Annotated in this window: 26 protein-coding genes and 1 rRNA gene; 22 read left to right on the top strand and 5 right to left on the bottom strand. The window is 60.6% G+C overall.

Going from position 1 to position 24929, the window contains the following annotated elements; all coding sequences use genetic code 11:
• Positions 1 to 12 precede the first annotated feature (12 nt).
• From ACSEXW_RS24585 to ACSEXW_RS24595, 3 genes are read left to right on the top strand one after another with little or no spacing between them, the layout of a single operon-like run.
• Positions 13 to 1038 carry a thiamine pyrophosphate-dependent dehydrogenase E1 component subunit alpha gene (locus ACSEXW_RS24585; RefSeq protein WP_438448835.1) on the top strand — a complete coding sequence of 342 codons (1026 nt, stop codon included), beginning with the start codon at positions 13 to 15 and terminating at the stop codon, positions 1036 to 1038.
• Positions 1039 to 1041: 3 nt separating this feature from the next.
• On the top strand, positions 1042 to 2022 hold the full coding sequence (locus ACSEXW_RS24590; RefSeq protein ID WP_438448836.1) for an alpha-ketoacid dehydrogenase subunit beta: 981 nt from the start codon (positions 1042 to 1044) through the stop codon (positions 2020 to 2022).
• 46 nt (positions 2023 to 2068) lie between these two features.
• Positions 2069 to 3424 carry a dihydrolipoamide acetyltransferase family protein gene (locus tag ACSEXW_RS24595; RefSeq protein WP_438448837.1) on the top strand — a complete coding sequence of 452 codons (1356 nt, stop codon included), beginning with the start codon at positions 2069 to 2071 and terminating at the stop codon, positions 3422 to 3424.
• On the opposite strand, the gene prli42 is transcribed toward ACSEXW_RS24595, so the two are convergent.
• The gene (gene prli42 / locus ACSEXW_RS24600; RefSeq protein ID WP_438448838.1) at positions 3421 to 3522 is read right to left on the bottom strand and encodes a stressosome-associated protein Prli42; all 102 of its coding nucleotides are present in this window, start codon (positions 3520 to 3522) and stop codon (positions 3421 to 3423) included. The genes ACSEXW_RS24595 and prli42 overlap by 4 nt on opposite strands.
• A gap of 120 nt (positions 3523 to 3642) precedes the next feature.
• Between prli42 and ACSEXW_RS24605 the strand changes: the two genes are divergently transcribed.
• On the top strand, positions 3643 to 4779 hold the full coding sequence (locus ACSEXW_RS24605) for a M20/M25/M40 family metallo-hydrolase (protein WP_438448839.1): 1137 nt from the start codon (positions 3643 to 3645) through the stop codon (positions 4777 to 4779).
• Positions 4780 to 4838: 59 nt separating this feature from the next.
• On the opposite strand, the gene ACSEXW_RS24610 is transcribed toward ACSEXW_RS24605, so the two are convergent.
• Together ACSEXW_RS24610 and ACSEXW_RS24615 are read right to left on the bottom strand one after the other, a co-directional pair.
• Entirely contained in the window at positions 4839 to 5936 is a 1098-nt protein-coding gene (locus ACSEXW_RS24610) for a DNA alkylation repair protein (protein ID WP_438448840.1), read from the bottom strand.
• A gap of 110 nt (positions 5937 to 6046) precedes the next feature.
• The gene (locus ACSEXW_RS24615) at positions 6047 to 6268 is read right to left on the bottom strand and encodes a hypothetical protein (RefSeq protein ID WP_438448841.1); all 222 of its coding nucleotides are present in this window, start codon (positions 6266 to 6268) and stop codon (positions 6047 to 6049) included.
• A 106-nt stretch (positions 6269 to 6374) separates the two neighbouring features.
• Between ACSEXW_RS24615 and ACSEXW_RS24620 the strand changes: the two genes are divergently transcribed.
• From ACSEXW_RS24620 to fur, 4 genes are all read left to right on the top strand, one after another.
• The gene (locus ACSEXW_RS24620) at positions 6375 to 6935 is read left to right on the top strand and encodes an NUDIX hydrolase (protein ID WP_438448842.1); all 561 of its coding nucleotides are present in this window, start codon (positions 6375 to 6377) and stop codon (positions 6933 to 6935) included.
• Between the two features lie 4 nt (positions 6936 to 6939).
• On the top strand, positions 6940 to 8127 hold the full coding sequence (locus tag ACSEXW_RS24625) for an endonuclease Q family protein (protein ID WP_438448843.1): 1188 nt from the start codon (positions 6940 to 6942) through the stop codon (positions 8125 to 8127).
• A gap of 104 nt (positions 8128 to 8231) precedes the next feature.
• Complete coding sequence (gene spoIIM / locus ACSEXW_RS24630) at positions 8232 to 8870, top strand: stage II sporulation protein M (RefSeq protein WP_438448844.1); 639 nt, start codon at positions 8232 to 8234, stop codon at positions 8868 to 8870.
• A gap of 99 nt (positions 8871 to 8969) precedes the next feature.
• Entirely contained in the window at positions 8970 to 9437 is a 468-nt protein-coding gene (gene fur / locus ACSEXW_RS24635) for a ferric iron uptake transcriptional regulator (RefSeq protein ID WP_438448845.1), read from the top strand.
• Positions 9438 to 9555: 118 nt separating this feature from the next.
• Here fur and ACSEXW_RS24640 read toward each other — a convergent pair whose 3' ends face one another.
• Positions 9556 to 10752: a S8 family peptidase gene (locus ACSEXW_RS24640; RefSeq protein ID WP_438448846.1), complete on the bottom strand. Its 1197-nt coding sequence runs from the start codon at positions 10750 to 10752 to the stop codon at positions 9556 to 9558.
• 177 nt (positions 10753 to 10929) lie between these two features.
• Here ACSEXW_RS24640 and ACSEXW_RS24645 point away from each other — a divergent pair, with 177 nt between their 5' ends.
• The 13 genes from ACSEXW_RS24645 (at position 10930) to lpdA (ending at position 23993) form a co-directional block, all read left to right on the top strand.
• The gene (locus ACSEXW_RS24645) at positions 10930 to 11748 is read left to right on the top strand and encodes an SDR family oxidoreductase (protein WP_438448864.1); all 819 of its coding nucleotides are present in this window, start codon (positions 10930 to 10932) and stop codon (positions 11746 to 11748) included.
• A gap of 72 nt (positions 11749 to 11820) precedes the next feature.
• The gene (locus ACSEXW_RS24650) at positions 11821 to 12054 is read left to right on the top strand and encodes a DUF4227 family protein (protein WP_438448847.1); all 234 of its coding nucleotides are present in this window, start codon (positions 11821 to 11823) and stop codon (positions 12052 to 12054) included.
• Between the two features lie 87 nt (positions 12055 to 12141).
• A complete protein-coding gene (gene xerD, locus ACSEXW_RS24655) occupies positions 12142 to 13035 on the top strand; it encodes a site-specific tyrosine recombinase XerD (protein ID WP_438448848.1) in 894 nt (297 codons plus the stop codon).
• A 19-nt stretch (positions 13036 to 13054) separates the two neighbouring features.
• Positions 13055 to 14230 carry a phosphopentomutase gene (deoB, locus tag ACSEXW_RS24660; protein ID WP_438448849.1) on the top strand — a complete coding sequence of 392 codons (1176 nt, stop codon included), beginning with the start codon at positions 13055 to 13057 and terminating at the stop codon, positions 14228 to 14230.
• Positions 14231 to 14252: 22 nt separating this feature from the next.
• Entirely contained in the window at positions 14253 to 15083 is an 831-nt protein-coding gene (locus ACSEXW_RS24665; protein ID WP_438448850.1) for a purine-nucleoside phosphorylase, read from the top strand.
• Positions 15084 to 15143: 60 nt separating this feature from the next.
• Positions 15144 to 16004: a purine-nucleoside phosphorylase gene (locus ACSEXW_RS24670; RefSeq protein ID WP_438448851.1), complete on the top strand. Its 861-nt coding sequence runs from the start codon at positions 15144 to 15146 to the stop codon at positions 16002 to 16004.
• Positions 16005 to 16187: 183 nt separating this feature from the next.
• Positions 16188 to 16571: a plastocyanin/azurin family copper-binding protein gene (locus ACSEXW_RS24675; RefSeq protein ID WP_438448852.1), complete on the top strand. Its 384-nt coding sequence runs from the start codon at positions 16188 to 16190 to the stop codon at positions 16569 to 16571.
• Between the two features lie 146 nt (positions 16572 to 16717).
• Positions 16718 to 18052: a pyrimidine-nucleoside phosphorylase gene (locus tag ACSEXW_RS24680; protein WP_438448853.1), complete on the top strand. Its 1335-nt coding sequence runs from the start codon at positions 16718 to 16720 to the stop codon at positions 18050 to 18052.
• Between the two features lie 41 nt (positions 18053 to 18093).
• The gene (locus ACSEXW_RS24685; RefSeq protein ID WP_438448854.1) at positions 18094 to 18915 is read left to right on the top strand and encodes a lipoate--protein ligase family protein; all 822 of its coding nucleotides are present in this window, start codon (positions 18094 to 18096) and stop codon (positions 18913 to 18915) included.
• Between the two features lie 168 nt (positions 18916 to 19083).
• A complete protein-coding gene (gene pdhA, locus ACSEXW_RS24690; protein ID WP_438448855.1) occupies positions 19084 to 20154 on the top strand; it encodes a pyruvate dehydrogenase (acetyl-transferring) E1 component subunit alpha in 1071 nt (356 codons plus the stop codon).
• Between the two features lie 60 nt (positions 20155 to 20214).
• Positions 20215 to 21195: an alpha-ketoacid dehydrogenase subunit beta gene (locus tag ACSEXW_RS24695; protein ID WP_438448856.1), complete on the top strand. Its 981-nt coding sequence runs from the start codon at positions 20215 to 20217 to the stop codon at positions 21193 to 21195.
• 53 nt (positions 21196 to 21248) lie between these two features.
• Complete coding sequence (locus ACSEXW_RS24700; RefSeq protein ID WP_438448857.1) at positions 21249 to 22577, top strand: dihydrolipoamide acetyltransferase family protein; 1329 nt, start codon at positions 21249 to 21251, stop codon at positions 22575 to 22577.
• A 3-nt stretch (positions 22578 to 22580) separates the two neighbouring features.
• Positions 22581 to 23993: a dihydrolipoyl dehydrogenase gene (lpdA, locus tag ACSEXW_RS24705; protein ID WP_438448858.1), complete on the top strand. Its 1413-nt coding sequence runs from the start codon at positions 22581 to 22583 to the stop codon at positions 23991 to 23993.
• Positions 23994 to 24130: 137 nt separating this feature from the next.
• Here lpdA and ACSEXW_RS24710 read toward each other — a convergent pair whose 3' ends face one another.
• Complete coding sequence (locus tag ACSEXW_RS24710) at positions 24131 to 24466, bottom strand: alpha/beta-type small acid-soluble spore protein (protein ID WP_438448859.1); 336 nt, start codon at positions 24464 to 24466, stop codon at positions 24131 to 24133.
• A gap of 401 nt (positions 24467 to 24867) precedes the next feature.
• Between ACSEXW_RS24710 and ACSEXW_RS24715 the strand changes: the two genes are divergently transcribed.
• A 16S ribosomal RNA gene (locus ACSEXW_RS24715) occupies positions 24868 to 24929 on the top strand; the annotation flags it as partial.

Raw genomic sequence — 24929 nt, forward strand, 5'->3', positions numbered from 1 at the left:
GGGTTTCCCCTTATGTCGATCGGTCAATTGCACCGCCACAGGTCAGTCGGACTGTCTGATGAGGAAGCGGTCGGGATGTACCGCAATATGCTGCGCGCCCGCAAGTTCGACGAGCGAGGATTCGTTCTGCAGCGGGCCGGCAAGATTGCCTTCCACGTATCCGGAATCGGCCAGGAAGCGGCCCAGGTGGCTGCGGCTACGGCGCTCCGGACGGATGAGGACCATTTTCTGCCCTATTACCGGGATTACGCCTTCGTCTTGACCGTTGGAATGACCATGCGGGAGCTGATGTTATCCCTGTTCGCCAAGGCGGAGGACCCTAACAGCGGCGGCCGGCAGATGCCGGGCCACTTCGGCCATAAGAAGCTGAAGATCGTCACCGGCTCCAGTCCGGTCACGACGCAGGTGCCTCATGCCGTTGGTATTGCGTTAGCGAAGAAGATGCGCAAGGAACCGGGCGTAGCTTGGGCCACCTTCGGCGAGGGCTCCAGCAACCAAGGGGATTTCCACGAGGGCTGCAATTTCGCCGGGGTCCATAAGCTGCCTGTGATCCTGATGTGCGAGAATAATCAGTACGCGATCTCGATTCCCGTCTCCCAGCAGTTGGGCGGTCGGGTGGTCGACCGGGCCTTGGGCTACGGCATGGAAGGGGTCCGGGTGGACGGCAACGATCCGCTGGAGGTCTACCGCGTCGTGAAGGAAGCCAGGGAGCGTGCGTTGAACGGCGGAGGAGCCACCCTGATCGAGGCCATGATGTACCGGATCTCGCCCCACTCGACGGCCGATGACGATATGCTGTATCGGACGAAGGAAGAGGTGGAGACCAACCGGGCCAAGGACGGCCTTCCGATTTATAAGCAGTATCTGATCGACATCGGGCTCTGGAGCGAGGAGCAGGACCAGGCGCTGGCGGCGGAGATCGCCAAGGAAATCACCGATGCGACCAACTATGCGGACCAGGCGCCGTATGCCAAGCCGGAGGATGCGCTCCTGCATGTGTATGGCGATGCTTCTTCGGAAGCGGAAGGAGGATTCTAGCGGATGGCCGTGATCACTTATCTGGAAGGCATCCGTTCCGCCATGCAGGAAGAGATGCAGCGGGACGGGAACGTATTCGTATTGGGCGAGGACGTGGGCAAGGGCGGCGTGCTGAACGCCACCAAGGGCCTGCGGGACCTGTACGGCCATGACCGCGTCCTCGACACGCCATTGGCGGAATCCGCCATTGCCGGCGTGGCGATCGGCGCCGCCATGTACGGCATGCGCCCCATCGCCGAGATGCAATTCGCGGACTTCATGCTGCCCGCTACCAATCAGATCATCAGCGAGGCGGCCAAGATCCGCTATCGCTCCAACGGGGATTGGAACTGCCCGCTGGTCATCCGTGCGCCTTATGGCGCTACGGGAGGCGGAGCGCTGTACCATTCACAATGCCCCGAATCCATCTATTTCGGAACCCCGGGCTTGAAGATCGTCGCCCCTTCGGATCCGTACGATGCCAAGGGATTGATGAAGGCGGCGATCCGGGACGAGGATCCGGTGCTGTTCTTCGAGCATAAGAAGTGCTACCTGTCCATTACCGGCGACGTGCCCGAGCAGGATTACATCGTGCCGATCGGCAAGGCGAAGGTGAAGAGGGAGGGGGCGGACATTACCGTCATCTCCTACGGATTGACGGTTCATTATGCCCTGAAGGCTGCCGAGGAGCTGGCCAAGGAAGGCATCAGCGTCCACGTGCTGGACCTCCGCACGCTTCAGCCCCTCGACAAGGAGGGTATTCTGGAGGCGGTACGGCGCACGGGCAAGGTGCTCATCATCCACGAGGACAACAAGACCGGCGGCGTTGGGGCGGAGGTCTCGGCCATCATTTCCGAGGAGCTATTCTTCGAGCTGGATGCTCCGATCATGCGCCTCTGCGGAGATGACATCCCCGCTGTCGGCATGGCGCCGACCATCGAGAAGTTCTTCCTCTTGAACCCGGATAAGGTCAAGGAAGCCATGCGCAGGCTGGCGGAGATCTAAGGGGATAGTCAAGGAAGGGAACAGGCGAATTGAGGGAGGTACATAGATGAATCTGAAGTCCAAAGGCACCGAGGTGCCGGTCCCCCATCTGGCGGAGTCGCTGGTGTCCGCCACCGTGGGCAAATGGCTGAAGAAGCCGGGGGATTACATCCAGCAGTATGATGTTCTGTGCGAGCTCATCACCGAGAAGGTCAACGTGGAGATGCCTTCCCCCGTGGAGGGCACTCTGACGGAGATTCTGGTAGGCGAGGGGCAGACGGCGGATGTCGGCGCTCCGATCTGCTTGATTGCGGAGCCTGGTACGTCCGAGGCCGCAGCACCTTCCGCCGTGTCTCATGGCAGCGTCAGCGATGCGGATGCCGGTTCAGTCGTCGCATCCGCACCGGGGCAGGCCATGCGCGCCCGCTATTCGCCGGCGGTGCTGACCTTGGCGGGCGAGCACGGCATCGACCTGTCCCAGCTGGAAGGCACGGGACTCGGCGGCCGCATCACCCGCAAGGACGTGCTCCAATATATCGATAGCGGCAAGCCGGTCCTCAAGCAGCCCGAACCGCCGCGCCCGGCGGCGCCGCCCGCCGCTTCCGCTGCCACCGCGCAACAGGCCGGCGGCATAGCCCATGCTTCGACGGAGCCGGTCCGCTCTACGGGCCTGCACCTGTCCGAGCATCCGCCTATTCCGAAGGTGGAAGTGGAGCATGCGAACCAGCGCGAGTATTACATCGACGTAACGCCGATCCGCAACACCATCGCCAGCCGGATGCGGCAGAGCGTGACCGAGATTCCCCACGGCTGGATGATGATCGAGGTGGACGTGACCAACCTGGTGGCTCTGCGGAGCAAGCTGAAGGACGAATTCATGCGCCAGGAAGGTTTCAACCTGACCTATCTGCCGTTCCTGATGAAGGCTGTGGTCAACTCCATCAAGGATTATCCGATCATCAATTCCGTCTGGGCCGTGGACAAAATCATCGTGAAGCGGGACATCAACATCTCGCTGGCCGTCGGAACCGAGGATTCGGTGCTGACCCCCGTTATCAAGAAGGCCGACCAGAAGAACATCGCCGGCCTGGCCCGCGAGATCGACGACCTGGCCCGCAAGACCCGGGCCGGCAAGCTGTCCATTGACGATATGATGGGCGGCACCTTCACGGTGAACAACACGGGCTCCTTCGGCTCCGTCCTGACCCAGCCGATCATCAACTACCCTCAGGCGGCCATCCTGACGTTCGAATCCATCGTCAAAAAACCGGTGGTCATCAACGACATGATCGCAGTCCGGTCCATGGTGAACCTCTGCCTGTCGCTGGACCACCGGATTCTCGACGGCGTCATCTGCGGGCGTTTCCTTCAGCGTGTGAAGGAGCATATGGAAGGCTATAATACCGAAACGAAGCTTTATTAAATCCCCATGATGGCTGTGACCGCATACAGCACGGTAGAGAACAGCATGGCGGCCAGCATGAGCCAGACCACCACACGCATGAGCTTTTTGTTGATCAATGGATTCATCTCCTTACAGATAAGGTTCAAGACAGGTTTGGACGGCCGGAAGACGGCCGTCTGCACGGACAAGCCTGCATCATCTATTGTAACGCATAACGAGTCCGGGAGGAAACGGGTATGGTCAACCAGCAAAGACTGGTCGAAGAGTTCTTGGAGCTGGTCCAGGTAGACAGCGAGTCCAAGTTCGAGGCGGAAATCGCCAAGGTGTTGAAGACGAAGTTCGGGGCGCTGGAGCTGTCCGTCGAAGAGGACGACTCCATGTCGCGCTCCGGCTGCCAAGCCAACAATCTGATGTTTACGCTGCCGGCATCGGCCGGGGGTGAAGGGGCGCCGACGATTTATTTTACCTGCCATATGGATACGGTGGTGCCGGGCAAGGGCATCAAGCCCCAGATCGGAGAGGACGGCGTCATCCGCAGTGACGGGACGACGATTTTGGGCTCCGACGATAAGGCCGGGATTGCGGCTATGCTGGAGCTGGTCCGCGTTCTGAAGGAGGACGGGATCCCCCACGGCGTCATCAAGTTCGTCATCACCGCCGGAGAAGAGTCCACACTGCTGGGCTCTCGCGCCATGAACGCCGGATGGGTGAAAGCGGATTACGGCTACGCCATCGACTCTAACGGAGACGTCGGAGGCATCGCGGTGGCCGCGCCGTTCCAGTCCAAGCTCTACATCGACTTTACCGGGAAGACGGCTCATGCCGGCGTGAATCCGGAAGCAGGTGTCAGCGCCATTACGGTGGCCGCCAAGGCAGTAGCCCGCATGAAGCTGGGCCGCATAGACAAGGAGACCACCGCCAACTTCGGCACCTTCTTCGCCAAGGGCGAGACCAATATCGTCGCCGAGAAGGTGCAGCTGATCGGCGAGGCAAGAAGCCTGGTCCGGGAGAAGCTGGAGGCCCAAGTGGAATCCATGAAGGCGGCCTGCCAAGCCGTATGCGAAGAGATGGGCGCCACGTTCGACTTCCGCTGGGAGCTGGCCTACCCGGGCTACAAGTACGACGAGTCGGCGCCGCACGTGAAGCTGGCCATGGACGCCATCAGCAATCTGGGCCTGACGCCCAAGCTGTTCCATTCCGGCGGCGGCAGCGATGCCAACCTGTTCAACAGCCAGGGGATCCCGACCGTGAACCTGTCCGTCGGCTACCAAGCCATCCACAGCACCAGCGAGCACATCGCCATCCGCGACTTGGTCAAGGTGGCCGAAGTCGTCGTGGAGATCGCCAAGCTGACTGGGCAAGCGAAGAAATAAGAACGTCATAAGAGCCGGCTCCCGATGGGGGCCGGCTTGTTTGTTCCTGGGATGCTGCGTCACGTATCCAGCAGCGTGAACATCTCCGATGCAGCGGCAATGCCGTTCACCAGGATGGTGAGGCGGTGCTCGCCGGGATAATGCTTGCGGGTGCTCAGGTCCTTGAAGCTCAAGCGGCGGGTGATCTGCTCTTCACCCTGGAAGCCCCGCTTCTCGCCGATGTGGAATCGTTTGGCGGAGGTGCCGCCGTTGGCCTTGCGATAGTCCACGGCGAATTGCAGCCGGAAGGAGGCGGCCTCCGGGGCAGAGATCCGGAAACAGAAGATCAGCTCTTCGCCGATGCGGAGAACCTGCGGTGTAAGCTCCAGCTCCTTCACGGCCACGGCTTCCGCCCCGGGCCCGTCTTCGTCCGCGAAGCCGAACAAGCGCAGGGCCTCCGGATGGCCCTTCTTCAGAAGCGTGCGGCAGGCGTGCTTCAGAATACGGTCCGTGCACGGATCCCGGCCGATCCAATCTGCGGCCAGCCCCAGCACCAGCTCCGGATGATCCTTGGAGATGTCGTTCAGGTTGTTGGCCACGCTGCGCCGCACATATTCGGAGCTGTCCGCCTTCAGCCGCTCGAGAATGGGCAGGACCGGAGCCGGGTCGGCGATAAGCCGGCGCAGCGGAGGCGCCCAGGGGAGGCGCGGCCGGCAGCCTTCGCTGGCCAGACGGCGGACATGCTCGTCCGGATCGGAGGCCCATTCCAGCAGGATCCCGAGCATCCGTTCCGGATCCTGTTCGATATACGGCCGGACGGCGAACTCGGACGAGTTCAGAGAGGTGAACCTCCGGAGTGCGGGCACCGATGCCTCCCAGTCTTCCAAACCGAACGTCTGGACGAAATCCGGGAAGAAGATATACGGGAACCCCTTGAACCGGCCCGTATCCGCCAGCTGTTCCAGGATGCCCAAGGCCTCCCGGTAATCCGGGGGAAGCGTCTGCCTTAGCGTCGCCGAGATGTGCCGGTACCGGTCCTTCAGCTCCCGGTTGCTCCATTCCCGATCGAAGACAAGCTCCAGAAAGCGACCGCTCTCGAACGGAGGGTAGACGGCTTTTACTTCCGCCGCGAAGCCCTCGAGGAGCTCCCGGGTGTACATCTGTTTCAAAGGTTCCATCGTTTCCGCGCACACTCCATTTCCTGGAATCGTCAATCTTCCGCCTTGAGTGTAACACGAAAAGACGGCATACGCATGCCGTCTCCTATGAATCCGATGAAACCTCTCCCTTATCGGATGGCCGATTCCCTGCTTCTGCCTCCGGCGGGGAACGGAAGGATGATGGCGGACGGACGGCTTAGGCGGCGGTCGGCAGGAGCCCAATCCGCCAATCTTTCGGACAATGGAGCGTGGGGGTGACGGGCGGTTTCCAGAAGCCGTTGGAGCTGCCAGCGCACCTCATAGGCTTTGCCGACGAGACGAAGGCCGGTGCTCGTATGGTAGGTTTTCATGGACGATTCCTCTTTCCGGTTCCTGACATGGTATAATGCATGCATATGCTCCGGCAGGACAAGTTATGCCAAGCCGGGGAGAATACGGAAGGGAGCATTCATAACCATGACCCGCGATTCGATGCAAAAATACGAAGAGGTGACCCTGAGCACCACCTCCATCTTCAAAGGCAAGATCATTTCCCTGCAGGTGGACGAGGTCCGGCTGCCGAATGGGGAGAACGCCAAACGGGAGATCGTCCGGCATCCCGGCGCCGTAGCCGTCATGGCTCTGGTCGACGGTAAGATGCTCATGGTGGAGCAGTTCCGGAAGCCGATGGAGAAGAGTCTGATCGAGATTCCCGCCGGCAAGCTGGATCCGGGGGAGGACCCTATGGACGCCGCCAGGAGAGAGCTGGAGGAAGAGACAGGCTACAAGGCGGGATCCCTGCGCCCTATCAGCTCGTTCTATTCTTCTCCGGGATTTGCCGATGAGCTCCTGCACGTATATCTGGCCGAAGACCTGGTGAAGGGGGAGCCGAAGCCGGACGAGGACGAGTTCCTGGACTGTATGGCGTTGACCCTGGAGGAGGCCGAGGCCTGTATGGCTGAGGGGAAGATCAGCGACGCCAAGACGATTCTTGCCGTTTACGCCTGGAAGCTGTACCGGCTGACAGGGAAGATCTGACCGAATGGACGGGCTGAACGAATATTACGCGGATCTCCATATCCATATCGGACGGACGGAGAAAGGCAAGCCGGTGAAGATCAGCGGGGCGAAGGACCTGACCTTCTACAACATTGCCCGGGAGTCCTCGGACCGCAAGGGCATTGAAGTGGTGGGTATCATTGACTGCCACTCGCCGCCGGTGCAGGAGGAGATCGAGGAGTATCTCAGCCGCGGCGAGATGGAGGAGCTCCCGGGCGGCGGCATCCGTTACGGACAGACGACGATCATCCTGGGCTCCGAGATCGAGGTGAAGGACCCCGGCAGGGGTCCGGCCCATCTTCTGGCGTATCTGCCGGACCTGGCCGCCATGAAATCCTTCAGTTCCTGGATGTCCCGTTATATGAAGAATGTGGAGCTGTCGTCCCAGCGGATTTACGTGACGGCCCGTGAGCTGCAGGACGAGGTATGCGGACGGGGAGGACTTCTGATACCCGCCCATATTTTCACTCCCTACAAGAGCATCTACGGGAGCTGCGCGGACCGGATGGGCGACGTGCTGGATCTGCAGCGGCTGGCGGCCGTGGAGCTGGGCCTGAGCTCGGACACGGAGATGGCCTCCCATCTGTCGGAGCTGGACGCTCTGACCTTCGTCACCGATTCCGACGCTCACTCATTGGGCAAGATCGGGCGCGAATACAACACCTTCGCCATGAAGGAGCCGACCTTCCGGGAGCTGTCCATGGCCCTGCTTCGCCAAGAGGGGCGCCGGCTGACGGCCAATTACGGCTTGAACCCCCGGCTGGGCAAGTACCACCGGACCTATTGCTCCCAATGCCAATCCATTCTGGATGAGGCAGAAGCGGCGGTGACGGAGCGATGTATCTACTGCGGAGCGCCGAGCATCGTCCGGGGCGTTATGGACCGGATTCTGGACATCGCGGACCGCGAGGAGCCTGTTGTGGCACCGCATCGGCCCCCGTATCATTATCAGGTGCCGCTGGAATTTCTCCCTGGCCTGGGACCGAAGCTAATGAACAAGCTGCTGGCTCGGTTCGGTACCGAAATGTCCATTCTGCACCATGCTCCCGCAGAGGAGCTGACGGATGCGGCGGGACCTGCCATCGCAGGCATGATCCTCCAGGCTAGAGTTGGCACCTTGAAGCTGTCCACGGGCGGCGGCGGCACTTACGGCAAGGTCAGCCGTACCTGAATCGCTCCCTGGGGACGATAGTGGAGGGAGCGCCGGTGACATAGTTTCTCTCCTGAGCTCATAGATTGAACTATGCGGCTTGTACAAGGAGGAAACGGATCACCATGACCACATCCCAACTGCCGGCTCGGATGCTCCAAAAGGAGCACCTGCCGTTCTATCTGTTCGTATTCGTGTTGTTTGCCGTGGGGATCGTCTTTGGCGCCGTCATGGTCGGTGCATTGACCCTGGAGCAGAAGCAGGAGCTGGCCCGCCATCTTCACTTCTTCATCCAGACCGTGAATGAGGGAGGAGGGTTCGATACCTCCGCCTCGTTCCAGCAGTCGCTTGTGATGCACCTGAAGTGGGTGGTCCTGATCTGGGTATTGGGCTTGTCCGTCATCGGACTTCCGCTGGTGTTCGCGCTGGATTTTTTGAAGGGTGTGCTGGTCGGGTTCTCCGTGGGCTATATGATCGGCCAATATTCCTGGAAGGGGATGCTGTTCGCCCTGACCTCCGTCGTTCCCCAGAACCTGATCGTCATTCCGGCCCTCGTCATTACAAGCGCCGCCGCCGCCTCGTTCTCCGTCCAGCTGGTTCGGAACCGGGTGGTGGGCAAGCAGGGACAGCTGCTTCCGGCCTTTGGGTCCTACACGGGCATCGCGCTTATGATGACAGTGCTGCTGACCGGAGCGGCTTTGTACGAAGGATTTTTGTCACCGGTGGTAATGAAATGGGTGACCCCCATGCTCCTCTCACTCTAGCAGTCCCTCCTATGAAAGTGTTTGACTTTATTTCACCTACCGCCCTATAATGAAGGGAGAGTGTCGAGGCGTCAGCCGTGATGCAGTAGGAGGGGAACCATGGAAGCGCGCATTGAAAAAATTAAACAACAGCTGCAGGCGCAAGCTTTCAAGCTGACACCCCAACGTGAAGCAACGGTGCGAGTCTTGCTCGAGAATGAAGAAGACCATCTGAGCGCCGAAGAGGTGTTCATGCTGGTTAAGGATAAATTCCCGGAAATCGGGCTTGCCACTGTATATCGCACTTTGGAGCTTCTGTCCGAGCTTCATGTCGTGGAGAAGATGAATTTCGGCGACGGAGTCGCCCGCTACGATCTGCGCAACGACAGCACCCATCATCACCACCATCACTTGATCTGCGTCCAATGCGGCTCTGTGGACGAGATTCTCGAGGATTGGCTGCTTCCTCTCGAGGAGCGTCTGGAGCGGGAATTCCAGTTCTCGGTTATCGACCACCGGCTGGACTTCCAGGGCATCTGCCACCGCTGCAAGGACAAGGCCAAGACCGGCAAGAAGCCGGCCAAATAACTGCGACAAGCATAAACCCTTAAGCTCGGACGAAGTCCGGCGCTTAAGGGTTTTTTTGATTTTCCGCCGGAGGAGGTCCGGGCTGTCCCGTGGGTGATGCGTCTTATACGGCGGCGGCTTACGCCTGGTCGAACGCTTCCTTGGCTTGGATCAAGCCGGCGCCTTGATCATTCGCCGTATCGCCGGGAAGCAGGGTCGCCGTCGTCTGCAGCAGCTGGCGGATCCGGTCCGGCGTCAGGGTCCGCCGCTTGGCCAGAAGCAGCGCAGCTGCGCCCGACACATGGGGAGCCGCCATGGAGGTGCCGTCCATCTGGGTGTAGCTCTTGCCCGGGATGGTGGAGCAGATCCCTTCTCCGGGAGCGGTGACGGAGATGCCGGTTCCCCGGCTGCTGAAGTCCGCCACCCCGTCATCCGGAGTGGAGGCCGCAACGGCGATGACCTCCTCCATCCGGGCCGGGAAATCAATGGTGCCGGAGCCGGTGCCGTTGTTTCCGGCGGACGCCACCAAGACGATGCCCTTGGCGTGTGCCCGCTTGATCTGCTCCGCCACGGTCGCGCTGTCCTCCTCCATGCCGAAGCTCATGTTGATCACGTGCATCTTGTTCTTGATGCACCACGCCAAGCCTTGGACGATATCCGAGGTGAACCCGTTGCCCGACTTGTCGAAGGCTTTGACCGCATAGATCCGGACCCGGGGGGCGACGCCGACAACGCCGAACTTGTTCTTCAGGGCGGCGATGGTTCCGGCCACATGCGTACCGTGTCCGTTCTGGTCGTAGGACGGCTTGCCGGCGATGGTATTGTAGACCTTGACCACCTTCAGGTCCGGATGAGTGCCGCTTACACCCGTATCCAGAACCGCCACCCGGATGGCGCCTCCCTGGAGCTTGCTCCAGATGCCGGGCGCACCGATCCGGCCTACCCCCCAGGGGACGATCTGCGGTTTCTTGACCGAGGCGCAGGGAGCCGATACCGAAACCTGCCGGCGGCTGGGGAGGACGTGGATGGAGAAGGTGTGGTCGTTCTCCACCCGTTTGACCATGGCATGGCTCTCCAAGGCCTTGAAGTCGGCCTGGGCCGGAAAGCGGCAGACCACGGCATGGACGCCGGATACCTTCTTCTCGGGCTTGACACCCAAAGCCTCCAGCTGCTTCAGACAATGCCTGTAGCAATGGGCGTTCTTCAGAATGATGATCTTCCGGACGGTTGAAGCGGCCGGCGGGCGTTTCCCCTTGCTCTTGCCCACCCGGTCCACCCGGTTGCCGCCTGTTCCGCCTCCCAGCAGATCGCTCAACACTTGCTTCAATGCGCTCATAGTGGCATGCTCTCCCCGTGAAGAAGTTTTGGATTGGAGTGATGCAACATTGTATGTCGGGAGATGGGCAAGGGGTGCGGGAGAACGGGTCGCGGCACATACTTTTGCGGCTGCTAGAGACACTATGAGCGACTGGATGAATCATGCAGAATGCAGATGGTGAATGGGGGAATCGTGATGGCAGTCCATTGGGCGCAGGAGAAAACGGCAGCCGCAAGCGGCAAGCTGCTGGACCGGGTCGCATTGGTGACGGGAGGAGGCTCCGGCATCGGGAGAGCTGCAGCCCTAAGGTTGGCCCGGGAGGGGGCAAGGGTGTGCATCGCCGATCTAAAGGACCGGCGGACGGAAGAGGTGAAGCGTCAGATCGAGGAAGAAGGCGGGTTGGCATTGGTGGCTGACGTGGACGTCTCCGATGCAGGCCGCATGGAAGCGGCCCTGGAGCGCACGATGAAGGAATGGGGGAGGCTGGACGTGGTCTTCGCCAATGCGGGAGTGAACGGGGTGATCGCTCCTCTGGAAACCATGAAGCCCGAGGATTGGGATACCACGCTTGCCGTGAACCTGCGGGGGACCTTCCTGACCGTGAAGTACGCCATCCCTTATATGAAGGAGAACGGAGGGAGCATCATCATCACGAGCTCCATCAACGGAAACCGGATCTTCAAGAACTTCGGCATGTCCGCTTACAGCGTATCCAAGGCAGGGCAGACGGCGCTGATGAAGATGGCCGCCCTGGAGCTCGCCACGTACAAGATCCGGGTCAATGCCATCTGTCCGGGGGCCATCGAGACCAATATCGGCGAGAACAGCCAGGAGATGCCCGATGTGAAGGACATCCGCATCCCCATCCAGTATCCGGAGGGGAACCAGCCCCTGGAGGGCAAGGCGGGAAAACCGGAGCAGGTGGCGGAGCTGGTGCTTTTCCTGGCCTCCGATGATTCCTCCCATATCACGGGAACCGAAGTATATATCGACGGAGCAGAATCCTTGCTGTGACTTCCGCTGTGCCCGGACAAGGCATACGCCGGGAGGAACCTTCATACGCTTACGGTAAGAGGTGAAACCGTCATGATCTTATCGCTGCGCAAATGGATCGACCGGGCCAAATTTATCCTGCTATTCGTGGTGCTGACCTTCGTGCTGTACCAGATTCTGTCCGTACTCTCCCTCTGGATGGAGCCGGTGCAACGGTACAAGCAGCCCTCGGGCAGTGCGGTCAAGGTATTCCATCAGGATAGCGGAACGTTGGATGCCGACAATATGCCCGAGCGGCTGCGGCTGTTCTATTGGTACGGAGAATAATCGGCCGGCCGCTCCGTCAAGCAGGAAAATCGTGCCTGCTTGTTGAAGCTTATCTACGTACAAGCCCACGATAAGGAGCAACCGGCAATGAACGACCTATTAACCCGCTATCTTCGCCAGTTGTCGGAGGAGCGAGGATTGGCCGCGAATACGCTGCAGTCGTACCGAAGGGATCTGACGCAATATCTGAAGGATCTGGAGGGCAGGGGGATTCCCGTGGAGGAATCCTCCCGAACGCATGTCCAGAGCTATCTCCATGCACTGCGGCGGCTGGGACGAGCTCCGGCCACCATCGGCCGGACGATCGTATCCCTCCGCTCCTTCTACCAATTCCTATTGGAGGAGCGGGTGGTGGAGCGGGATCCGACCCTGCGCCTGGAGGCGCCGAAGCCGGAGCGGAGATTGCCCCAGGTGCTGACGGTGGAGGAAGCGGACAAGCTCCTGAGTGCGCCGCGGACGGATTCCGCCTTCGGCCTGCGGGATAAGGCCATGCTGGAGCTGCTCTATGCCACCGGCATGCGGGTGACGGAGCTGGTCTCGCTGGACCGCGAGCATGTGTACCTGGAGATGGGCTTCATTCGCTGCCCCGGCAAGTCCGGCAAGGAGCGTCTCATTCCGCTGCACCGGCAGGCCGCCTTCTGGCTGGAACGGTATCTGAAGGAGGCGAGACCGGAATGGACCGGACCGGAGCAGGTCTTATTCCCGAACCACCTCGGCAGCAGGCTCACCCGGCAGGGCTTCTGGAAAATCATAAAGAAATACGCGGCCGATACCGGAATCGAGACGGAGATTACGCCCCATACGCTCCGTCATTCCTTCGCGGTCCATCTCCTGGAGAACGGAGCGGACTTGAAGGCTCTGCAGGAGATGCTGGGCCATGCGGATCTGACCTCCACCATCCAGTACGCCCGTTCGGGTGCAGCCCGGATGAAGGAGGTCTATACCCGCAGCCATCCCCGCGCGAACAGCTCGATCAACTAGACAAGGAGGCTCGACAAGCATGGCATTCAAGAGAATCTGCTTGATCGTATTAGACAGCGTCGGCATCGGGGAGCTTCCCGACGCCCCGGAATTCGGGGATGCCGGCTCCCATACCCTGGGACATATCTCGGACCGGACGGAGGGCTTCCGCCTGCCGAATCTGGAGAAGCTGGGACTCGGCAGCATCGCCCCGCTGAGCAAGGTCCCCCCGGCGGACAAGCCGCTGGCGTATTACGGCAAGATGGGGGAGGTTTCCGTAGGCAAGGATACCATGACCGGCCATTGGGAGCTCATGGGCCTGAAGATCACGGTGCCTTTCCGGACTTATCCGGACGGCTTCCCGAAGGAGCTGCTGGAGGAATTCATCGCCCGGACCGGACGCCAGGTCATCGGCAACAAGCCGGCCTCCGGCACGGAGATCATGGACGAGCTGGGCGAAGAGCATATGAAGACGGGGGCGTGGATCGTCTATACCTCCGCGGACAGCGTGTTCCAGATTGCTGCCCATGAAGAGATCGTCCCCTTGGACGAGCTGTACCGGGCATGCGAGATTGCCCGAGAGCTGACGTTCCGCCCCGAATTTACGGTGGGCCGGGTCATAGCAAGGCCATTTGTCGGCCAGCCCGGCGCCTTCAAGCGTACGCCTCACCGGCATGATTACGCCGTGAAGCCGCCGGAGCCGACGGTGATGAACCGTCTGGCCGACGCCGGCCTTCAGTGTATCGCCGTCGGCAAAATCAACGACATCTATTCCGGCGAAGGCGTGACCCAATCCTATCCGACCAAGAGCAACCTGGACGGCATCGACCGGACCATCGAGGTGATGAAGTCGGACTTCACCGGATTGGCGTTTACGAACCTGGTGGATTTCGATTCCCTGTACGGACACCGCCGGGACGTGCCCGGCTATGCCGGAGCGCTGATGGAATTCGACCACAAGCTGCCGGAGATCATGGCCGGCATCGGTCCGGACGATCTGCTGATCCTGACCGCCGACCATGGCAACGATCCCATCCACCCGGGAACGGATCATACCCGCGAATATGTGCCGCTATTGATGTACAGCCCGAAGCTGAAGGCTCCGGCATCCGTCGGAATCCGCAGCACCTTTGCGGACGTGGGAGCCACCATCGCCGACAATTTCGGCGTCCCTCCCATGGCTAACGGAACCAGCATGCTGACGCTCTTATCCTAATCCCCGAAGGGAGTTACCAACCATGTCCAACCACCCGTCCATTCTGGACCAAATTGAAGAAGCCGCCCGGTATATCGCCGGATTAACCTCCCTGAAGCCCGAGGTGGGATTGATTCTCGGCTCCGGCCTCGGGGTGCTGGCCGATTCCATGGAGAACGCCGTGACGGTGAGCTACGGCGACATTCCGCACTTCCCGGTATCCACCGTAGAGGGTCATGCCGGCGAGCTGCTCATCGGAACCGTCGGCGGCCGCCCGGTGCTGATGATGAAGGGCCGTTTCCATATGTACGAGGGCTATGAAGGCCTGACCGTCACTTTCCCGATCCGCGTTATGCGGGCTCTGGGGATCCGCACGCTTCTGGTCACCAACGCAGCCGGCGGGGTGAACACCTCTTATGCGCCGGGTGATCTGATGCTGATCCGGGACCATCTGAACCTGACCGGCGGCAACCCGCTGATCGGACCCAATTACAAGGAGCTGGGCGTCCGTTTTCCGGATATGTCCGAAGCCTACAGCAAGCGTCTGCGCCAGATGGCAATGGAAGTGGCGTCCGCACAAGGCTTCACGTTCCGCGAAGGGGTCTATGCGGGACTGATGGGACCGTCGTATGAGACGCCGGCCGAGATCCGGATGCTGCGCACGCTGGGGGCCGATGCCGTTGGCATGTCGACCGTATCGGAGGTCATCATCGCACGCCACTCGGGCATCGAGGTACTGGGGATCTCGTGCATCAGCAACATGGCGGCGGGGATTCTGGACCAGCCGTTGTCCCATGAGGAAGTGATGGAGACGACGGAGCGGGTGAAGGCCAAGTTCCTGCAGCTGGTCATCGCCATGATCCCGAAGCTGTAAGACGCTTAGAGGACTAGATCGGCTCGAGGAAGCAGCCGTTATCCATAGGAGGAACACAAGATGAACCCGAAACAGCAGCATGTGCTTCAAGAAATCCGCGAGGCGGCAGAGGCGGTCAGAAGCCGGTTGGCCGGCCGCCAGCCGGTGATCGGTCTGATTCTGGGCTCAGGGCTGGGCGATCTGGCGGAGCAGGTAGACAACCCGATCCACATCGATTACCAAGACGTGCCCCATTTTCCCGTATCGACAGTCGAGGGCCACGCCGGCCGCTTCGTGATCGGCGAACTGGAGGGCAAGACCGTCATCGTCATGCAGGGCCGCTTCCACTTCTATGAAGGCTACCCGATGAAAAAGGTGGTCTTCCCCGTCTACGTCATGCGGGAGCTGGGCGTCAAGAGCCTGGTCATCACCAACGCGGCGGGAGGCATGAACCGGGCATTCCAGGCCGGAGACCTGATGCTGATCTCCGACCATATCAACATGACGGGCGATAACCCGCTGATCGGACCGAACCATCCGGAGCTGGGCGTCCGCTTCCCGGATATGTCCGAGGCCTACAGCCGGGAATACCGGGCGCTGGCACGGGAGCTGTCGGCCGGCGTCACCGGCGAAGACGGGTCGGGCCTAACCCTGCAGGAAGGCGTCTATTGCGGCATCAGCGGACCGGCTTATATGACGCCGGCAGAGCTGACCATGCTGGCCAAGCTGGGCGGCGATGCAGTCGGCATGTCGACGGTGGGAGAAGTCATTGCGGCGCGGCATGGCGGCTTGAAGGTGCTGGGCATCTCCTGCATCACGGATATGGCCATCGGCGAGGAGCTGGAGCCCTTGACCCATGAGCAGGTCATGGCCGTAGCCAATCGGACCAAACCCAAATTCCAGGCTTTGGTCAAAGCTTTTGTGAAGCACGTTCAACTCTAACATCCGGCAGCCCTCGTTCCCCTTATTGCTGAAGGGAACGGGGGTTTTTACAGACTGCTAGGCTTGTCCGTCACAAAACGTTCACATAATCGCCATAAATATCATAAGGAAATCGGCGTGGAATTTTGTAAAATGATTAGAGTGATTCTTAACTAATTATAATTGGCATAGGGGGACTTACAAATGTCGAGATGGACCTACTTCATCTTGTTTATGGCCGCCGGAATCTTCGGGTTCGTGGCATTATTCATGACCGTATCCGAGAATGCGGACAAGAATGCCGGGGAAACCAGCAGCGGGCCCTCTCTGAAGCTGGTGGCGTCCAACTTCAAGTTCGACCAGCCGGAATATACCGTCAAGGCCGGAGAGAAAATGAAAGTCAGCCTGAGCATCAAGGAAGGCATCCATGCCGTCAAGATCTCCGGCAACGGAGTGGATATCGACCTGGACAAGCAGAATGCCTCTAAGGAAGTCACCTTCGACAAGCCGGGAACCTACACCATCCAGTGCACCCTGCCCTGCGGTGCCGGCCACGCGGACATGGTATCCAAGCTGATCGTTCAATAAGATTGACGGCACTGCAGCGCATCGGACTCAATAAGGTCCGGGCGCTGTTTTTTTGTTGTGGGTGGCATAGCGGCTTGGTCGGTCTCCCGGGAAGGTTGTGGTATAATAAGGAGGTTCGAACAGCCGGCACGAGGAGGAAGATGTCCATGCGGACCGTAGATATGATTCAGAAAAAAAGGGACGGCGGAGAGTTGACCCGTCAGGAAATCTCCGCACTGATCCAGGGATACACCCAAGGCACCATACCGGATTATCAGATGTCGGCATGGGCCATGGCGGTATATTTCCAAGGTATGACCGCGCGGGAAACCGCAGATCTGACCCTGGAGATGGCCGCCTCCGGCGAGCAGATGGACTTGAGCTCCATCCGCGGAGTGAAGGTTGACAAGCATTCCACCGGAGGCGTAGGCGATACGGTGACACTGGTGCTGGCTCCATTGACGGCCGCTGCGGGAGTACCTGTGGCCAAGATGTCGGGCCGCGGCTTGGGCCATACGGGAGGTACCATCGACAAGCTGGAAGCCATCCCGGGCTTTACGGTGGAGCTGACCCGCGACGCGTTCATCCGTCAGGTTAACGAGCACGGGGTCGCCGTCATCAGCCAGTCGGGCAACGTAACGCCGGCAGACAAGAAGCTGTACGGTCTCCGCGATGTGACGGCAACCGTCAATTCCATTCCGCTCATTGCCAGCTCCATTATGAGCAAAAAAATCGCGTCTGGCGCCGATGCTATCGTTCTAGACGTCAAAACCGGCAGCGGCGCATTCATGAAGACGCTGGAGGATTCGGTCCGGCTGGCGGAGGCGATGGTCAGCATCGGCACGGAGGTCGGGCGCCGGACCGTGGCGGTCATCACGGATATGGAGGAGCCTCTCGGCACGGCAGTGGGCAATGCCTTGGAGGTCCGCTTGGCCGTCGAGACGCTGCAGGGACGCGGACCGAAGGATCTGGAGGAGCTGTGCCTGGAGCTGGGCTCCCATATGCTGGTGTTGGGCGGAGCCGCAGATACGGCATCAACCGCCAAGGAGAAGCTGAAGGAAGCCATCGCCTCCGGCGCCGCGCTCCGAAAGTTCAAGGAATTCGTAGCCGCTCAAGGCGGAGACCCTGCCGTCGGCGATAACCCGGAGCTGCTCCCCACTGCTTCCCGTCAGCGGGAGGTTCCGGCAGCGGCGGACGGCTATGTCGGTCACATAACGGCCGAGGAGATCGGTGTCGCCGCAATGGAGCTGGGGGCCGGGCGGGAGACGAAGGAATCCGTCATCGATCTGTCCGTCGGCATCCGCCTTCTGAAGAAGGTGGGCGATCCGGTCCGCCGCGGCGAGCCGTTGGCCGTCTTGTACGCCAAATCGACCGAAGACAACGCGAAGCTGGATTCGATTCAAGAGCGGGTCCGTCTGGCTTATCGGATCCAGTCGGAAGCGGCGGAGCCGCGCAAGCTGATCCACGCCGTCATCACGAAGGACGGCGTGACGTATCGATAATCGTTCAGCAGTATGCCTATGATCAAAGGAAGCGTTGCAACATGTCTCTTATGACACAAGCTTGGCCCCAAGGAATGCGTATCCTGGAGGTTCCGCCTAAGCGGCAGCCGGAGGATGTGCTTCACCCCTTCGCTTGGGATGAAGCCGTATGCCGGCATATCGGCAGCGGCCGACTGCCCCCTGCGGCCCATATCTGGCGTCATCCCGGTGCCATGGTGCTGGGGCTTCGGGACCGGAGGCTTCCGCATGCGGAGCAGGCGATGAGGTCGCTGCGCGAACAAGGCCTATCCGTGGCCGTCCGGAATTCCGGCGGCGCCGCCGTACCGCTTGATGCAGGGGTGGTCAACCTCTCGCTGCTCTATCCGATCGAGCCGTCGGGGAGGCCGGATTTCCGCGCGGACTTCAGCCGGATGGCTTCCTTGATCGCAGCAGCCGTCGGCCGGTGGTCGGAGGGCACGGTGCCGGGCGAGATCCGGGGGGCTTATTGCCCCGGAGAATTCGACTTGAGCATCGGCGGCCGCAAGTTCTGCGGCATCGCCCAGCGCCGTCAGCTGAAGGGCGTGGTGGTCTCCGCCTTCATCGTCGTAGAGGGCAAGGGCTCCGATCGGGGAGTACGGGCGCAGTCGTTCTACAAGGAAGCGACCGGCGGAGAGCCTCATCCGGACGATCCGGGCGTATGCCCCGAAACCATGGGCAGTCTGGAGGAGCTGGCGGGTATCCGTTCGGCTGCCGGCTTCGCGGAGTGCCTGACGGAACAGCTGCTGGCGCTCGGCGGTCTCCGGGCAGGCCCGGATGACTTTCGGACTGTCGAGGAGGAGCTTCCCGTCGTCATGGCGGAGCTTCGAAGAAGATACAATGGGTAAGCCGGGCCGCCGGAATGGCCGGACCGGACAAGCTGCTTTCGCACCAGGTGCGGGAGCGGCTTTTTGGCGTACACCGGGTATGAATCGGGGGCTGATGGTAAAACTAGCATCATGTTTTATGGTTGTGCGTATGGCCATTCCGCAAGATGGACGAGGAGCAGGTGAATCATGGAAAAGTACTACGAGGTCCGGATACAGGCGCCGCAGCCCCTCTCGGTATTGTCACCGGAAGGGGAGCTTCTGCCTGAGCAGGAAATCCCGGAGATGTCCGGGGAAACGCTTCAAGAGCTGATGCGCCGGATGGTGTTTACCCGGGTGTGGGATCAGCGGGCCATCAGTCTGAACCGTCAGGGCAGGCTGGGCTTCTATGCGCCGGTATCCGGCCAGGAGGCCAGCATGGTCGGGACAACTATGCCGCTGGAGAAGGAGGACTTCGTCTGTCCCGGCTACCGGGACATGCCACAGCTGTATTGGCATGGGTTGCCCATCGCGAATGCCTTCCTATATTCGAGAGGCCATCAAGAGGGCGGCCGCATTCCCGAAGGCGTAAATGTGCTGATGCCGCAGATCATCATCGGAGCTCAGATCGTCCAGGCGGCCGGAGTCGCGATGGGATTCAAGAAGCGCGGCAAACGCAACGTCGTCGTAGCCTATACGGGAGACGGCGGGTCCTCGCAAGGGGATTTCTACGAGGGGTTGAACACGGCGGGGGCCTTCCAGCTTCCCGTGGTATTCGTGGTGCAGAACAACCACTTCGCCATCTCGACCCCGCGCTCCCTTCAGACGGCGGCGGAGACCATCGCCCAGAAGGCGGTGGCGGCAGGAATCCCCGGCGTGCTGGTGGACGGAATGGATGTGATGGCCGTGTACAAGGCCGCGACGGAGGCGGTGGATCGGGCCCGGAACGGCCAAGGTCCGACGCTGATCGAAACCGTCACTTACCGGTTCGGCCCCCATTCCATGTCCGGCGACGATCCGACCAAGTACCGGACCAAGGAAGAGCAGGGGGAGTGGGAGGAGAAGGACCCGCTGGTGCGGTTCCGCCGTTTCCTCGGGAAGAAGGGACTGTGGAACGAGGAGATGGAGAATCAGGTGACGGAGGCGGCCAAATCCGAGGTGGCCGAGGCCATCCAGAAGGCGGAGTCCGCCGGGAAGATGACGGTGGCGGGGCTGATCGACAGCATGTTCGAGAAGCTGACCCCCGAGCTGGAGGAGCAGAAGGCGATGTACTCCCGATAAGTAGGGCGCAGGGGGGTAGGCCCTGCGGATTTTTGTGAGTATGCGAAAGGACGTGAAAGCATGGCCCAATGGACTATGATACAAGCGATCACCGATGCGATGCGGGTGGAGCTGGCCCGTGACGAGAACGTGCTCGTCTTCGGCGAGGACGTCGGGCGTGTCGGCGGCGTGTTCCGGGCCACGGAAGGCCTGCAGAAGGAATTCGGGGAAGAGCGGGTGTTCGATACCCCCTTGGCGGAATCGGCTATCGGGGGATTGGCGGTGGGCTTGTGCACCCAAGGCTTCCGCCCCGTCGCCGAAATCCAGTTCATCGGCTTCGTGTTCGAGACGATGGACTCGATCTGTGCCCAAGCGGCACGTCTGCGGTATCGCTCCGGCGGCCGCTACCAGGCACCCATCGTATTCCGGAGCCCCTTCGGCGGGGGCGTGAAGGCACCGGAGCTGCATACGGACAGCCTGGAGGGGCTGTTCATGCAGACTCCCGGCTTGAAGGTGGTCATCCCCTCTAACCCCTACGATGCCAAGGGGCTGCTCATCAGCGCGATCCGGGACAATGACCCGGTCTTTTTTATGGAGCATCTGAAGCTGTACCGTTCCTTCCGGGCCGAGGTGCCAGAGGGGGAATATACGGTTCCCATCGGCGTAGCCAATGTGGTCCGCGAGGGGACGGACGTGACGGTGCTGACCTACGGGGCCATGGTTCATACGTCCTTGAAGGCGGCGGAGGAGCTGGAGAAGTCCCGGGGAGCCAAGGCGGAGGTCATCGATCTTCGCAGTCTGGTGCCGCTGGATACCGATACCATCCTCCGTTCCGTTCAAAAAACCGGGCGGGCCATCGTGGTCCAAGAGGCCCAGCGCTCCGCCGGCGCTGCAGCCGAAATTATCGCGCGCATCAACGAGAAGGCCATTCTGCACCTGGACGCTCCCGTGCTTCGGGTCACCTCGCCGGATACGGTCTTCGCCTTCGGCCAGCTGGAGGACCAATGGCTGCCGGATTCGCGGCGGGTGCTGGCTGCGATGAACGAGGTGCTGGATTTCTAAGTGGTGCAGGGTAACCGCAGAGTGCTGGAGCGATAAAAAAGGAGGCGTTGCCGGTGGGCAGGTATGAATACCGGTTCCCCGAGTTGGGTGAAGGCCTGCATGAAGGGGAAATCGTCAAGTGGCACATTAAGACGGGGGATACGGTTCAGGAGGACCAGACCATTATGGAGGTCCAGAATGACAAAGCCGTGGTGGAGGTTCCCTCCCCCGTTACAGGCAAGGTGACGGAGGTCAAGGTGCCGGAGGGCACGGTGGCCCACGTCGGGAATGTGGTGGCCGTCTTCGAGGTGGCGGGGGAAGTGCCGGCACAGGGCGCCGCTCACGGAGCGGATTCAGCGGAGAGCCTTGAAGGCGGAGGAGCGGCTGAAGGCGGTCCTGCGGCTCCGGCCCCTGGCGGCGGTGGAGAACAGGCGGTTGGAGCCCCGGCGGCCGGCGGGGACGGAAGGGAACGCCGCGATATTTTGGCTACACCGGCGGTTCGAAAGCTGGCGCGGGAACGGGGCATCAACCTGCTGCGCGTCACCGGTTCCGGCAGGGCCGGGCGGATTACGCGGGAGGATGTGGAGGGCTACGCGCCGGGAACGGCACCTGCAGCCGAAGCTCCTGCGGCTTCTGCGCCGGCAGAGGCTCCAGCACCTGCAGCAGTAGGGGGGGCGCCCAAGCCTGCTGCGGCTGGTGAATCAGCAGAGGAACGTGTCCCGCTCAAGGGCGTGCGCAAGCTGATCGCACAGGCGATGTCGAAGTCGGTATACACCGCGCCGCACGTCACGGTCATGGATGAAGCGGATGTCAGCGGCTTGGTGGCCTTCCGTGAGAAGATAAAGCCTCTGGCCGAGAAGCGCGGCGTAAAGCTGACGTATCTGCCTTTTGTCATTAAAGCGGTCGTCGCCGCTCTGAAGATGTATCCGGAGCTGAACGCCTCCATCGATGATGAGCGGGGCGAGATCGTATACAAGAAGGATTATCATGTCGGCATCGCCACGGACACGGATAACGGCTTGCTGGTTCCGGTGATCTTCCAGGCGGACCGGAAGAGCATGTGGACCATCGCGGCGGAGATCAAGGATCTGGCCGTCCGTGCCAGGGAAGGCAAGCTGGCTGCTCATGAGCTGAAGGGCAGTACGTTTACCATTACGAACATCGGGTCGGCGGGCGGCATGTTTTTTACCCCTGTGATCAATTGGCCGGAGGTGGCCATTCTCGGAACGGGGCGGATCTCGGAGAAGCCGGTGGTGAAGAACGGCGAGGTGACCGTGGGCAGTCTGATGGCCTTGTCCTTAAGCTTTGACCATCGGCTGATCGACGGAGCGACGGCGCAGATGGCCGTCAATACGATCAAGCAGCTGTTGGCGGATCCCGAGCTGCTCGTTATGGAGGTGTAACGGATGGTAGTCGGTGAATTTTCCACAGAAATCGATGTACTCGTGATCGGGGCGGGTCCCGGCGGCTACGTGGCGGCTATCCGCGCGGCGCAGCTGGGCAAAAGCGTGACCGTGGTGGACCGGACGGAGGTAGGCGGGGTCTGCCTAAACCGGGGCTGTATTCCGTCCAAGGCTCTGATCTCGGCGGCCCACCATCTGGAGGCGATGCAGCATGGAGGCGGCATGGGGATTACCGCGCAGGGGGTCCAGGTGGACTTCGGCAAGGTTCAGGAGTGGAAGACTAGTGTCGTCAAAAAACTGACCGGAGGCGTTGCTTCCCTCCTGAAGGGGAACAAAATCACGCTGATTAGCGGTGAGGCCTTGTTCACCGGTGAGAATGAGGTGCGGGTCGTCACAGGTTATGAAGGCAGCCGGTACAAATTCAATCATTGCATCATCGCCACTGGCTCTAGGCCCATTGAGCTGAAGCCTTTCCCGTACGGCGGGAGGATCATCTCGTCTACTGAGGCGCTGAATCTGCAGGAGGTTCCAAAGAGCATGATCGTGATCGGGGGCGGCTACATCGGGATCGAGCTGGGGCAGACCTATGCCAAGTTCGGCACTCAGGTGACGGTCTTGGAGGGCTCGGATCATATTCTCCCGGGCTTCGAGAAGGAGTTGACGGGCCTGGTGGCCAAGCGGCTGGAGAAGCAGGGGGTCACGGTCTTCACGGGGGCCATGGCCAAGTCCTCCAGCGCCACGGATCAGAATGTCACGGTTACGTTCATTGTCAACGGAGAGGATAAGCAGGTGACGGCGGACTATCTCCTGGTCACGGTCGGCCGCAAGCCGAATACGGATGAGATGGGCTTCGAACAGATCGGATTGAAGCTGACGGACCGGGGCTACATCGAGGTGGATCGCCAGTGCAAGACGAATCTGCCCAATGTCTACGCCATCGGAGATATTGTGCCCGGTCCTGCGCTGGCGCACAAAGCTTCATACGAGGGCAAAGTTGCAGCGGAGGTTATTGCGGGGCATCCTGCCGAGGTGGACTATAAAGCGATTCCGGCCGTTGTGTTCTCCGATCCGGAGATTGCGGGCGTCGGCATCAGCGAAACGGAAGCCAAGTCGGAGGGGCTGGATGTGGTTACCGGCCGGTTCCCGTATTCGGCTAATGGCCGGGCTCTGTCACTAGGCAATCCGGAGGGCTTCGTGAAGCTGGTGGCGAGGAAGGCGGACGGTGTTCTTCTGGGCGCCCACATCGTGGGACCGGAGGCATCGAACCTCATCGCCGAGATGGGCCTTGCCATCGAGATGGGGGCCACGCTCGAAGATATAGCCCTTACCATCCATGCCCACCCGACGCTGGGCGAAATGGTCATGGAGGCGGCGGAGGGTGCCTTAGGCCAAAGCGTGCATGTGATGAGCAAATAAAAGAAGACCGCCCCTAAGCGGTGAACTGCGCCTCGATTTTTAGACATTGTCTAACCATCGGAGGTGCAGTTCGCAGTTGGGGAGGTCTTGTTGGGTTGCGAAGCATTAGCAGGTGCGGATGGCATCAAGGTATCTTGCTAGCGGCGGTTGGGACCTGGCGGCTGGGGCTGGGATGCGCCTGGGGAGGATGGATTCCGCTGTTCAACAAGCTTTTGCTGAGCCAGCCGGATCATTTCCTTGACCATGGCACCGCCGATTTGACCGCCGATCCGGCCGGCTTCCTCGGTGCGCAGATGACCGTTGTCCCCCTGGCGGAGCGGGACGCCTAAGGTTCGCGCCACCTCATATTTTACATTCTCCGGCTGATTGGGATCCACGGCGTACCCTTCGTTGCGCATCACCTGGGCTTTGAAGCTCTCTATGCTGGATGGGGGCACAGGGTAAGCGTACTGCCGGCTTCTGCGTCTGGGCATATGTTCTTCACCTCGCTTTGAGACGGGATAGTACCCTTAGTTTTTTAACTTCTCGCATGGGCTATACGGTTAGGCGGATCTATTCAGATTCGGACGGACTGTCCTCTGGGCGAACTTTCCATTTGCTTTTTGGTGGAGAAGCTGATAAAGTATCTTCTTGTCGCCTCTCATATGAATGGCGGCACGGCAACTGAGAGGCATCTCGGGTCGATCCACGGATCGAAACGGAATGAAAAAACTGGCAGTTGACGAAAGAAGTCGAAGCGTGCTATATTAGTCTTCCGGCCGCGAGAGCGACGGTGAGAATAAGCAAGTAACTTTAACTTAGCTCCTTGAAAACTGAACAACGAGTAGTAACAAAACACAGCCAAGTGTAATGAATGAGCTATATCGAACGAACCTTTTTGGAGAGTTTGATCCTGGCTCAGGACGAACGCTGGCGGCGTGCCTAATACATGCAAGT

The sequence above is a fragment of the Oryzibacillus soli genome, assembly GCF_051594765.1.
Taxonomy (GTDB): Bacteria; Bacillota; Bacilli; order Paenibacillales; family NBRC-103111; genus Paenibacillus_AR.